The following is a 10,744-nucleotide window of genomic DNA, read 5'->3' on the forward strand; positions in this document are numbered from 1 at the left end:
GCCGCGAGCGAGGCGCTGCACGTCGCTCGACACGGCGACGCGCGCGAGCGGCTCTGGGAGAACGTCGCCCACCTTCGCGACGGCCTCGGATCGATGGGGTTCGAGGTTCGGGGCGACTCCCAGATCCTCCCGGTGGTCGTCGGCGACCGCACGGACGCGATGGCCCTCGCCGAGGGGATCCGCGAACATGACGTCGTCGCGCCGGCGATACGGCCGCCCACGGTCCCGGTGGGAACCAGTCGTATCCGCGTCGTTCCGATGGCCACGCACGATCGGAACGATATCGTCGACTGTCTCGAGGCGTTCCGCGCGGCGGGCGAGGAGGTTGGGCTGCTGTGACCGCGACGAAGCCGATCGCCGTCGTCGGGACCGGGACGGGCGTCGGGAAGACGGTTATCACGGCGGGACTCACACGCCTGCTCCGTGAGGCGGGACACGATGCGCGGGCCATCAAACCCGCCCAGACCGGCCACCCGCCGGATGACGACGCGGGGTTCGTCGCCGCGGCCTGTGGGGATCCCGAGGCCGCGACCTGTCCCCGCTATCTCGAACCGGCGCTGGCACCAAGAGTCGCCGCCGACGTCGCCGACGAGGAACTCGAGTACGAGACGATCCGAGCGGCGTGCGAGCGCGAGATCGAGGCGACGTCGGTCCCGGTCGTCGAAGGAATCGGCGGCCTGCGGGTTCCGCTGGCCGGTGATCGGGAGGTGATCGATCTGGTCGCCGACCTCGAGGCCGCGGCGGTCGTCGTCACGCGCTCGGGGCTCGGGACCCTGAACCACACCGCGCTCTCGATCGACGCCCTCGGGGCCCGCGGCATCGACGTCTGCGGCGTTATCGTCAACGAATACGCCGGCGAGACGCCGGCGGAACGGACGAATCCCGCCGAACTCGAGCGGATGACCGGCTATCCGGTAGAGACGGTCCCGCCGCTCGGCGCGGATGCGAGCGACGGCGGTAGCGATCCGGGCACCCTCGCTGCCGGCGTCGGCGATGCACTGTCACCGGCGTTTCGCGATCGGCTCCCGGTAGAAGACCACTGATCGAACCGTGCGCTCAGGCCGACGGTGCCGGTCGCTCCTCGTTGGCCGTCGTTGACTCGTAGTCGGACGAAATATCAGTGCTCGCCGCGTCGAGTTCGATCAGAGAGGAGACCACTTCGGATTTTCGGTGCTCCACCTCGAGATGGACCCGGAGACCGGTTTTGTCGTCGTACGTTTCCGCACAGAGCGGGCAGCTATGTGGTTTTGTCACTCGTGGGTCACCGTGAGGAACTCTCATCGTTCACCACCGTAATAGTGTTGATCAATCTATGTATAGATATATTCCCGGTGAATAAAACCGGCTCATCAGTAGTCGCCGTGCTGTCTTCCGTGCTACAAGACTACTTCCGTGCGTCAGAACCGGCGCTGCGGATGAGCGTCGAGAGACGAGCCCCGCTCAGAAGAAGTCATTCAATCCCGACTGATCGTCGTCCGGTTCGTCGTCCGCTGACGCGGTATCCGATGTCGACTCGGTGTCGGCCCCGTCGTCCGACTCCGTCGCTGCGAGCGCCCGTTGCTCGTTCGACTCGTCGCCGTCGTCTCCGGCCTCGGTATCGGCAGTGGACACAGTACTCTCATCACTCGAGCGCTCGGCCTCGAAGAAGGCGTTCCCCGAGTGTTCGACCGCCGCGTCGGCTTTCAGCTCCGCGGCGTCCGCCACGATCGACTGGACCTTGTTGGTGTCCTTCCCGCTGCCGGTGACGAACGAGACCTCCGATTCGTCGAGATCGTAGGCCGCCGCCATCCGAACGGTCAGATCGCGGTTCTTGCAGTGGTGGGTCATCGCCGAGAGGAAGGGAAGGACTTCCCGGCGGACCGTCGCGACGCTCGCGCCCTCCCGTTCGGCGATGCGTTCGGCGATCGAATCGCGGGTGTTCCGCGTTCCCTTGGTTCGACCGAGTTTCGACCAGTAGCTCGGCGGGCCGTATCGGGTCCATCCGCCTTTGTCGCCGCGCCGCGAGGCGGCGACGCCCGCGGTCATGTTGTCGGTCGCGTAGCGCCAGTAGGAGTAATCCTGCGTCGCGCGCACCCGACCGAGCCACCGGTCGGCGTTCGAGAGGAATCCGTAGGCGTCGGCCAGTTCCGCACCCTCGTAGTCCTTCGGAACGTTGTCCTCGATCCAGTTGAGCAGTTCGTCGGGCGTCTCGTCAACGTCGTAGGAGGCTCGCAGCGCGCCCTCGGCGTCTCTCTCCTTGATGAGTTCGTCGAGGAAGTCGAAGATGCCCTCGGTGGTGTCGCGCTCGCTCGTGACGACGTCGTCGACGGTCAGTCGCTCGGCCTCCTCGGCGACCGCCTGCAGGTCGTTGACCGCCGAGCGAAGGTCGCCGCTCGTCGACTCGGCGATCTTCTCGAGGGCCTCCTCCTCGAATTCGACGTCCTCGCGGCGACAGATATCCCGCAGGACGGGGACGATCGAGCGCTTCGAGACGTCCCGGAACTCGATCGTCTCGCAGGCGTTGCGCAGCGACTGGCTCATGTCGTAGAACTCGTTGGCCACGAGGACGATCGGCTGGTTCGCGTCCTTGACGACGCGCGTGACCTCTCGAGAACCGCCGTAGTCGGCGTTGCCGTGAAAGTTGTCGGCCTCGTCGAGGATGACGAGCCGTCGACCCGCCTCGCCGGCGGTGAGCGTCCCGCTTTTGGCGGCCTCGCCGGCGATCTTCTCGATGACGTCGGCTCCCCGGCTGTCGCTGGCGTTGAGTTCCATGACGGGCCAGCCCATATCGGCGGCCAGCGCGTGGGCGGCGGAGGTCTTCCCGACGCCCGGGCTGCCGTGGACGATCACCGACTTGCGGTGGTCGTCCCAGCTCTCGGCCCACTCCTCGAGTTTGTCGCGGGCCTTGTTGTTGCCGCGTACCTCCGACAGCGTCGTCGGGCGGTACGTCTCGGTCCAGTCGGTCATTGGTGACTGGTTGGTGCGAGTCGCGTTTAGTGGTTGCGGAGCGTCACTCCTCGTCGCGCGGCTTCAGCCCCTTCCGTAAACGAGCACGGAGCGGGTGGCCGCATCGTCCGCTGATTCGACCCGAACGGGAAACTCGTGATCGTTGGCGATGACGGGCGTTTCGTACCCCGTCGAGAGGACCGTCCGCTCGCCGGCATCGAGCGACACCGACTGCCGTTCGACCAGTTCCGCGCTGTTACCAACGCGGAGTTCGAGTTCCTGCCTGCCGGCGGCCCCACCGGTGTTTTCGACCGTCACGCTCACCTCGAGGAACTCGCCGGAGTCGATGGGCGCGTTCGTCTCGAGCGGGCCGATCGCGAACGTCGCGTCGCCGCTGTCGCTGTCATCGCCGCTACTATCGTTGCCGCCGTCGGGCTCGATTTCGCTGAGGCACTCGCTGGCGCGCGGGTTCTCGTGCGTTGCGGACACTCGCTGGTAGTCCGATTTTCGCGTCGTCAGCGACGAGAGGACGGTGCCGGTACTGCCGTAGTCAGGCACTTCGACGGTGATCTCGTCGGCGCCCGCGCGCACGTTCGATCCGTCCGCAATTTCGAAGACGACCGTTCCCGAGAACGGGGCGGCGACGTCCTCGCCGAAGGTGATGCCGTCCTCGAGAATGGTGTCGCCGAAGAGGCCATCGTCGGCGTAGAATCCCGTGCTCGCGTAGGCGACGTCGCCGGCTTCGAACGTGCCGGAAACCGTCGCTCGAGAGCAGGAGTCGAACGTCACACTCCGTTTCGTCTCTCCGTTCGAGTCGTCGGTCTCCGTGTCGGAGTCGTCGTCCGAATTCTCGTCTCCCGTGTCCGTCTCGCCGTCCGAACTATCGTTCTCCGCGCCGCTGTCATCTGCCGAACCGTTGGTGCCTCCCTCGGTCCCGTTCGTCTCCGAGTCAGTCCCGGAATCCAGACGGTCGGAGCCGTCGTTCGTTCCGTTCCCGCCGTCCGTTTCGTTGCCGTTCACGTTGAGACAGCCTGCCAGTCCAACTCCGAGTCCCGCGGAGACGAGTAGCGTTCGGCGGTCCATATCTGGACCAGTCCGTCCTGCACCATAAAATGTATGAAATATGTTATGTTCGATTACAGTCATCGATCCGGACGTGATGGTTCGGATTGACATTTAGTCAGGTCAGGACGAAAACCGTGACCGAGTGGTCACACGAATCGTTATAACGGTTCCCCGACGCAACTTCGACCGTCCTGCGGATGCGCCGAAACCGACTGACAGCAGCCCGTATCAGCTCGAGGACTCCTCGGTCTCCGGGGCGGCTTCACTGACGGTCACGCTCGAGACGCGGGTTCCCTCGACGTCGTCGACCGTCATCTCGTAGCCGTCGGCCCGTATCACGTCGTCGACTTCGGGCGGGCGGCCGAGGCGGCTTAACACTAGTCCGCCGATGGTATCGAACGCATCGCTTTCGAACGTCGTTTCGAGGGTCTCGTTCACCGCCGCCAGCGGGACGCCGCCGTCCATCTCGTAGCGGCCGTCGGCGAGTTCCTCGATCGAGGGCTCCATCGACGCCACGTCGAACTCGTCTTGAATCTCGCCGACGACCTCCTCGATAACGTCTTCGATCGTCAGGATCCCCTCGAAGGCACCCCACTCGTCGATGACGACCGCCAACTGGACGTTTTGCCGGCGGAAATCCGCGAGTACCTCGTCGATACGGCGCGTTTCGGGGACGATGAGGACCTCTCGAGCGAGGTCGCGCGCGGTCGGTTCGTCGGTCGATTCCTCGTCCGACTGGCCATCGTTTCCGTCCGCAGCCTCGATCGCTTTGAGCACGTCTTTCGCGTGAACGAAGCCGATGACCGGCTCGTCGGTCGTCTCGTCGACGACGGGGTATCGGGTGTAGTTCCCGCTCGCGGCGACGCCCCGGAGTTCCGAGAGGGGCATCCCGGCGCGGACGGTGACGACGTCCGGCCGAGGTACCATCACTTCGCGGGCGATCGTGTCGCCCAGATCGAAGACGGCCTCGATCATCTCGACCTCGTTCGTGTCGACGGCTCCCTGGTCTCCCGACTGCGAGACGATGCGCATGATCTCCTCCGGCGTGTGGCTCTCGTCGCGCTCGGAGGCCGGCGCGACGCCGATGAGTCGCGTGAAGAAGTTCGCCGTCCCGTTGAACACGATGATTCCGGGGATGAAGATGTAGTAGAAGAACTTCATCGGCGCGGCGACGAGCAGCGCGATCCGCTCGGCGTCAGCGATGGCGAGCGTCTTCGGCGCGAGCTCACCGAAGACGACGTGCAGAAAGGTGATGACGCTGAATCCGATCGCGATGGAAACCAGATGAAGCGTGCCACCGGGAAGCACCGGCCCCAGTACGGGCTCGAGCAGCGAGGCGACGGCCGGTTCGCCGACCCACCCCAGTCCCAGCGAGGCGATCGTGATCCCCAACTGGGTGGTCGCGAGGTAGTCGTCCAGGTTTTCCTCGGCCTCCTGGACGAGCTTCGCCGACGAGCGTCCTTCTTCGACGAGCGTCTCGATCTGGGTCGGCCGGATTCGGACGTACGCGAACTCCGCGGCGACGAAAAAGCCGTTCAGAAAGACCAGGAAGAGAGCGAAGAGGAGCCGCCCGAACGAGAACGCGAGATCCACCGCTACCATCGGTTCCACCCCGGCGGCTGTGAGCGACGCCGTGCGGTCGCTATCGCCTCGAGTCCGATCTGCGCCCGACTACCAATCTGCGCCCGACTACCGATTCGATGGATCCCCACCGTCGATCCGACGGGACGGCGACCATCGCTCGGCGGCGAGGACGAGACGGCAGTCCCGTCGCCGGTGAATACGACCATACAGTCAGTTAGCACACGAGTTACAAAACCGTGGCGCTGGCGATCGGCGAGAGCGCGCGATCCACAGCCCGCTCGAGCGGTTTTCGGCGACCGTTCGACTGTCCCGACGCTGGCCAGCAGTCGGATCCGCTCGCCGGTCGGGTCCCGGAGCCGATAACTGCCCGGAACTCGAACACGGCCCATGAACGTCGCGATCGTCACCGTCGGCGACGAGATTCTCGCGGGATCGACGACCAACACCAACGCGTCGTGGCTGGCCGAGCGGATCACCGAGCGCGGCAGCACCGTTACGCGGATCCTGACGATCCCCGACGACCGCGAGCTGATCGCCGACTACGTCGCCCGGTGGAGCGACGAGTTCGACGCCGTGATCGTCACCGGCGGCATCGGCGGGACGCCCGACGACGTGACCGTCGAAGCCGTCGCCGACGGCCTCGAGCGGGAGTTCGTCGTCCACGGCGAGATCAGGGAGCGGCTGGTCGAGAAAGCGGCCGCGTTTCGGGACGAAAATCCGGAGATGGTCGAGGAGTACGATCTCCAGCTCGACATCGACGCCGCAGCTTCGATTCCCGAGGGCGCGACGCCGATCGTCGTCGACGAGGGGTGGGCTCCCGGCTGCATCGTCGAGAACGTCTACGTCTTCGCCGGCATTCCCGACGAGATGAACGCGATGTTCGAGGCGGTCGCCGACGAGTTTCAGGGCGATGCCATCGCTCAGACCATCTACACGCCGGCACCCGAGGGATCGCTCCACGAGGCCCTCGAGGGCGTCACCGAGCGGTTCGGCGTCGCCGTCGGCAGCTATCCGCGCAGCGAGAACCGGCCCGGCCGGATCCGCGTCTCGAGTACCGATCCCGAGACGGTCGAGGCGGCGATCGGGTGGCTTCGGGAGCACGTCGAGACGACCGAGCCGCCGTCCTCGAGCGAAGGGACGGCGGAGTAGTTCGGGCGACGAACGCGGTTTCTCGTCTCCTCAATTCGACCGCCGATCCTCGGCGATCCGAACGAGAACTGCCGCGAATCCGGCGAGGGTGAGGACGAACCGTTCGCCGGTCGCCGCGACGGGGAAGATTCGCTCGACGCCCGTGGTCGGTTCGTCTCGAGTGGGATCGAACCCCGTTCTGTAGTGGGTGGTTTCGGTCGTCCCGCGCGCCGTCGACTCGGCGACGCCGCCGGGATCGAGTTCGATGAACGTCTGGACGAGTCCGCGCTGGTCGGTCACGAGTAACGTCCCGGAGAGATCGTAGAACCGATCGTGAAGCGGCCAGAAGAGATTGACGCCGTTGAAGAAGGCGTCGAACAGGATGTGAGCGAACAGCAGCGCTGCCACCGTGACCCACGCGACGCGAGGCGCGGACGCACCCCACCGTTTCCGGACGATCGACTCCTCGCGGATCGCCCCGTCCCAGAGCAAGGCGGCGGCGGGGACGAGAACGATCCAGACGTTGTGCAACGCGGCGCGGTGCGTTCCGGGGACGACGACGCCGATCAACGTATCGAGATCGAGGAGGGCGCTACAGCCCATCACGAACAGGATCGCTCGAGTGTCGAACTCGTCGCCGAGCAAGGCGACACCGAGCAGCCCCGCGAACGCGACGTGGACGACGGTCGATGGCATATCCCGGCGACTCGAACCGCGAGGGCTTGATCTTTTGGGGCGCTCGAGCCGCTATCGCCGTCGACCGATTGCTGCTATCGCTCGCCGGACAAGCTGATCGATCGACCCGTCTCCGGTAGCTACTTGGACCGACCGGGCGACCGTCGCGTATGAGCGGACGCGGACCCAAACGGGAACTCGCGGAGAAAATCGCCGGGGAGATCACGTTGAGTGAGGATCCCGGGGCCACGCTACGGAAGTGGCGCACCGACTTCAGCGTCTCACAAACCGATCTCGCGGCCGAACTCGACGTCTCGTCGTCGGTCATCTCCGACTACGAGAGCGGTCGCCGGGAGAGCCCCGGCATCGGCGTCGTCGGCCGACTCGTCGAGGGACTGCTCGAGATCGACGAGCAACGCGGCGGCGAGCGTATCAGACAGTACGGTCGGGTCCTCTCGGCGGGCTTCGACAGCGATATCGTCTACGACCTCCGGGAGTACGCCACCTCGCTTCCCCTCACGCGGCTGTACGACGACCTCGAGGCGACCGAAGTGGCCTCGAGCGGGACCGATCAGGTCAGCGGCCACACGGTCATCGACAGCATCGAGGCCATCACCCGCCTCTCGAGCGAGGAGTTCTTCCGACTTTACGGGCAGAGTACGAGCCGCGTGCTCGTGTTCACCAACGTCACGCGCGGGGAGGGCGTCGGTATCGCCCTCCGGATGATCAACCCGACGCCGAACGCCGTGATTCTCCACGGGCTCGAGGAAGAGGACCTCTGGGATCACGCGCGGGAACTCGCGCGAATCGACGGCTACTCGCTGGCCGTCACGTCGGCACCGCTCGACGACGTGCTCGAGCACCTCGTGACGCTCGAGTAGCCCGGTACACCTCCGTCGTTCGTGTGAGCAACCGCTCAGTCGACGCGCTTCGCGCGTCGACTGGCGTTCTCGACAGTCGAATGCCGGCGAAAACGGCTCCGTTATCCGCCATCGAAACTGCGTTCAGGCGATCTGGTCCTCGTATTCGTCGGCGGCGAGGAGGTCCTCGAGTTCGTCGGGATCGTCGGCCTCGATCTCGAGCATCCAGCCCTCGCCGAAGGGGTCCTCGTTGACGAGTTCGGGGGCGTCGAACAGCTCGTCGTGGATCGCGACGACTTCGCCGCCGACGGGCGCGTAGAGGTCCGAGACGGCTTTGATGGATTCGACGACGCCGAACTCGCCCCCCTGCTCGAGCTCGTCGCCCTCGTCCGGGAGTTCGACGAAGACCACGTCGCCGAGTTCGTCCTGTGCGAAGTCGGAGATGCCCACGCGGACGACGCCGTCGGTCTCGAGTGCCCACTCGTGCGATTCCAGGTACCGTCTATCGTCGGAAACGTCGAAGCTCATTGTACTGTGTCGATGAAGGGTGTGGTTTCAACTCTTGCTTTCTTGGACTGCCCGCGGACGACCACCTGCAGCGTCGTCCCCGGTTCGGCGTGTTCGACCGGCACGTAGCCGAGGCCGATCGGTCGCTCGAGGGTCGGACTCATCGTCCCGCTAGTGACGGTGCCGATGACCCGGCTCTCCGTCGTGGTGATGTCGTAGCCGTGTCGGGGGACGCCGCGATCGATCAGTTGGAAGCCGACGAGTCGCTCCTCGACGCCCGCCGCCTCGATCTCCGCCAGGGCGTCTCGACCGACGAACTCGGTCTCGAGGGCGACGGTAAAGCCGATGCCGGCCTCGTACGGCGTCCGCGGGTCGGTGTCCGGGTCGAAATCCTGGCCGGCGAGGAGCAGGCCGGCCTCGATACGGAGCGTATCGCGCGCGCCGAGTCCGCAGGGCTGGCACTCCAGCGCCGTCCAGATCTCCTCGGCCGCCGCCCAGGGGACGAGCAACTCGAACCCGTCCTCGCCGGTGTAGCCCGTCCGGGCGGTCCAGCAGTCGATCCCGTCGATCGTCGCGTACCGCGCTTCGAACCGCTCGAGATCGCTCACCGACTCTTCGGTGACGCTCTCGACCAGATCGACGGCGTTCGGACCCTGCACGGCGAACATCGCGTACTCGTCGGTCCGGTTGTCGACGGTCGCCTCGAGGTCCCACTCGTTGCGGTAGCTGAGCCACCGTTCGTGGGTCGTCTCGTCGGTGCCGGCGTTGGGGACGAACAGGTACGTCGCCTGCCCGCCGTCATCGGGGAGCCGATAGACGACGGTGTCGTCGATGATGATCCCGTCCTCGTCGGTGATCGCGGCGTACTGGGAGTCGCCGACCGCGAGCCGGGAGACGTCGTTCGACGTCAGGCGTTGCATCAACGCCGTCGCGTCCGGACCGGTGACGTGAATCTGGCCCATGTGCGAGACGTCGAAGACCCCGACGTCCTCCCGGACGGCGGCGTGCTCGGTCCGAATCGAATCGAACTCGACCGGCATATCCCAGCCGCCAAACTCCGTGAACTTCGCTCCGCGCTCGTCGTGTAACCCACGTAACGGCGGCGTCTGAAGCGGCATACTCGAGATATCTGCCGCGGAGTAGTAATGTCTTTTCGTCGGTCGGACCCGCTGGCGATTCTGCCGGGTACAACGCAGTTCGCTTCGGTTCGGGAACGCGAGCCACGAGCCGTAAGCCGTCGAGATCGATACCCTGCTTCCTCTGCGTAACCGTCTGTCGTTACAACGGCGCGGACTATCGTCTCCGGTTGCCGAAAGTATATGCCTAAAACTAACGTAGATACCGGTGAATGAGTTCCCCGAAACTCGAGCCACGGGCCGACTGGAACCGAATGTACATCGACGGCGAGTGGCGTGACGCCACCGGCGGTGAGACGATTCCCGTCGAGAACCCGGCGAAACAGGAAGTGTTTACGGACGTGCCGGCGGGAACCGAAGCCGACGTCGACGCCGCCTACGAGGCGGCCGAGGCCGCCCAGTCCGACTGGGCGGCGACCCCTCGGGAGGAGCGCAACGAGATCGTCCAGAACCTGCTGGACGAACTCAACGCGCGCTTCGAGGAGATCGCCGGCCTGCTCGCGACGGAGGCCGGAACCCCGGGCTACCGCGCGATGGGCGAGTTCGCGACCGCGACCGGCGACGTGGAGATGGCGCTGGAGCTCGAGCCGCCAGCGGAGGAGGTTCGGCCGTCCTCGTCGATCGAGGACAAGGACAATCACATCGTCCACGAACCGGTCGGCGTCGTCGGCGTCATCTCCCCGTGGAACTTCCCGCTACACCTCTCGCTTCGGGCCCTCGCACCCGCGATCGCGCTGGGTAACACCGTCGTCCTGAAGCCGGCGACGGACACCCCGATCACCGGCGGGCTGCTCATCGCGAAGCTCTGCGAGGCGGCCGGCGTCCCCGACGGCGTCGTCAACGTCGTCACCGGCCGCGGCTCGG

Annotated in this window: 13 protein-coding genes; 5 read left to right on the forward strand and 8 right to left on the reverse strand. The window is 65.8% G+C overall.

Translation table 11 applies throughout. The features are described from left to right. Window positions 1-339 (forward strand): aminotransferase class I/II-fold pyridoxal phosphate-dependent enzyme (locus PGX04_RS23525; protein ID WP_273740730.1); only part of this gene is annotated, 339 nt, incomplete at its 5' end. Then, window positions 336-1,043 (forward strand): dethiobiotin synthase, encoded by a 708-nt coding sequence (gene bioD / locus PGX04_RS23530; protein ID WP_273740731.1) that lies wholly within the window; start codon window positions 336-338, stop codon window positions 1,041-1,043. The genes PGX04_RS23525 and bioD, both read left to right, overlap by 4 nt. Window positions 1,044-1,056: 13 nt before the next feature. On the opposite strand, the gene PGX04_RS23535 is transcribed toward bioD, so the two are convergent. The 5 genes from PGX04_RS23535 to PGX04_RS23555 all read right to left on the reverse strand — a co-directional run bounded on the left by PGX04_RS23535 (window position 1,057) and on the right by PGX04_RS23555 (window position 5,780). After that, window positions 1,057-1,281: a hypothetical protein gene (locus tag PGX04_RS23535; RefSeq protein WP_273740732.1), complete on the reverse strand. Its 225-nt coding sequence runs from the start codon at window positions 1,279-1,281 to the stop codon at window positions 1,057-1,059. A 159-nt stretch (window positions 1,282-1,440) separates the two neighbouring features. Continuing rightward, entirely contained in the window at window positions 1,441-2,946 is a 1,506-nt protein-coding gene (locus PGX04_RS23540; RefSeq protein WP_273740733.1) for a replication factor C large subunit, read from the reverse strand. Between the two features lie 63 nt (window positions 2,947-3,009). Beyond that, a complete protein-coding gene (locus tag PGX04_RS23545) occupies window positions 3,010-4,008 on the reverse strand; it encodes a hypothetical protein (protein WP_273740734.1) in 999 nt (332 codons plus the stop codon). A 210-nt stretch (window positions 4,009-4,218) separates the two neighbouring features. Further along, on the reverse strand, window positions 4,219-5,592 hold the full coding sequence (locus PGX04_RS23550) for a hemolysin family protein (RefSeq protein WP_273740735.1): 1,374 nt from the start codon (window positions 5,590-5,592) through the stop codon (window positions 4,219-4,221). After that, window positions 5,586-5,780, reverse strand: coding sequence for a hypothetical protein (locus PGX04_RS23555; protein WP_273740736.1), 195 nt, complete (start codon window positions 5,778-5,780; stop codon window positions 5,586-5,588). Before PGX04_RS23555 ends, PGX04_RS23550 begins: the two co-directional genes overlap by 7 nt. 181 nt (window positions 5,781-5,961) lie before the next feature. On the opposite strand from PGX04_RS23555, the gene PGX04_RS23560 reads away from it, so the two are divergent. After that, window positions 5,962-6,723: a competence/damage-inducible protein A gene (locus PGX04_RS23560; protein WP_273740737.1), complete on the forward strand. Its 762-nt coding sequence runs from the start codon at window positions 5,962-5,964 to the stop codon at window positions 6,721-6,723. 30 nt (window positions 6,724-6,753) lie between these two features. Here the strand turns inward: PGX04_RS23560 and PGX04_RS23565 are convergent, their stop codons facing one another. After that, window positions 6,754-7,398, reverse strand: coding sequence for a metal-dependent hydrolase (locus PGX04_RS23565; RefSeq protein WP_273740738.1), 645 nt, complete (start codon window positions 7,396-7,398; stop codon window positions 6,754-6,756). Between the two features lie 149 nt (window positions 7,399-7,547). Between PGX04_RS23565 and PGX04_RS23570 the strand changes: the two genes are divergently transcribed. Then, window positions 7,548-8,258, forward strand: coding sequence for a helix-turn-helix domain-containing protein (locus tag PGX04_RS23570; protein ID WP_098726969.1), 711 nt, complete (start codon window positions 7,548-7,550; stop codon window positions 8,256-8,258). Between the two features lie 123 nt (window positions 8,259-8,381). Here PGX04_RS23570 and gcvH read toward each other — a convergent pair whose 3' ends face one another. After that, window positions 8,382-8,765, reverse strand: coding sequence for a glycine cleavage system protein GcvH (gene gcvH, locus PGX04_RS23575; RefSeq protein WP_273740739.1), 384 nt, complete (start codon window positions 8,763-8,765; stop codon window positions 8,382-8,384). Then, window positions 8,762-9,862, reverse strand: coding sequence for a glycine cleavage system aminomethyltransferase GcvT (gcvT, locus tag PGX04_RS23580; RefSeq protein WP_273740740.1), 1,101 nt, complete (start codon window positions 9,860-9,862; stop codon window positions 8,762-8,764). Before gcvT ends, gcvH begins: the two co-directional genes overlap by 4 nt. Before the next feature lie 230 nt (window positions 9,863-10,092). Between gcvT and PGX04_RS23585 the strand changes: the two genes are divergently transcribed. Next, window positions 10,093-10,744, forward strand: a 652-nt coding sequence (locus PGX04_RS23585; RefSeq protein ID WP_273740741.1) for an aldehyde dehydrogenase family protein, incomplete at its 3' end; no start/stop codon positions are given.

The sequence above is a fragment of the Natrinema soli genome, from assembly GCF_028618695.1.

What these genes read in the sequence shown, in the direction of transcription:
- PGX04_RS23535 (WP_273740732.1), bottom strand. Translation starts at nt 1,281, where the DNA reads ATGAGAGTTCCTCACGGTGACCCACGAGTGACAAAACCACATAGCTGC.
- PGX04_RS23540 (WP_273740733.1), bottom strand. Translation starts at nt 2,946, where the DNA reads ATGACCGACTGGACCGAGACGTACCGCCCGACGACGCTGTCGGAGGTA.
- PGX04_RS23545 (WP_273740734.1), bottom strand. Translation starts at nt 4,008, where the DNA reads ATGGACCGCCGAACGCTACTCGTCTCCGCGGGACTCGGAGTTGGACTG.
- PGX04_RS23550 (WP_273740735.1), bottom strand. Translation starts at nt 5,592, where the DNA reads ATGGTAGCGGTGGATCTCGCGTTCTCGTTCGGGCGGCTCCTCTTCGCT.
- PGX04_RS23555 (WP_273740736.1), bottom strand. Translation starts at nt 5,780, where the DNA reads ATGGTCGTATTCACCGGCGACGGGACTGCCGTCTCGTCCTCGCCGCCG.
- PGX04_RS23560 (WP_273740737.1), top strand. Translation starts at nt 5,962, where the DNA reads ATGAACGTCGCGATCGTCACCGTCGGCGACGAGATTCTCGCGGGATCG.
- PGX04_RS23565 (WP_273740738.1), bottom strand. Translation starts at nt 7,398, where the DNA reads ATGCCATCGACCGTCGTCCACGTCGCGTTCGCGGGGCTGCTCGGTGTC.
- PGX04_RS23570 (WP_098726969.1), top strand. Translation starts at nt 7,548, where the DNA reads ATGAGCGGACGCGGACCCAAACGGGAACTCGCGGAGAAAATCGCCGGG.
- gcvH (WP_273740739.1), bottom strand. Translation starts at nt 8,765, where the DNA reads ATGAGCTTCGACGTTTCCGACGATAGACGGTACCTGGAATCGCACGAG.
- gcvT (WP_273740740.1), bottom strand. Translation starts at nt 9,862, where the DNA reads ATGCCGCTTCAGACGCCGCCGTTACGTGGGTTACACGACGAGCGCGGA.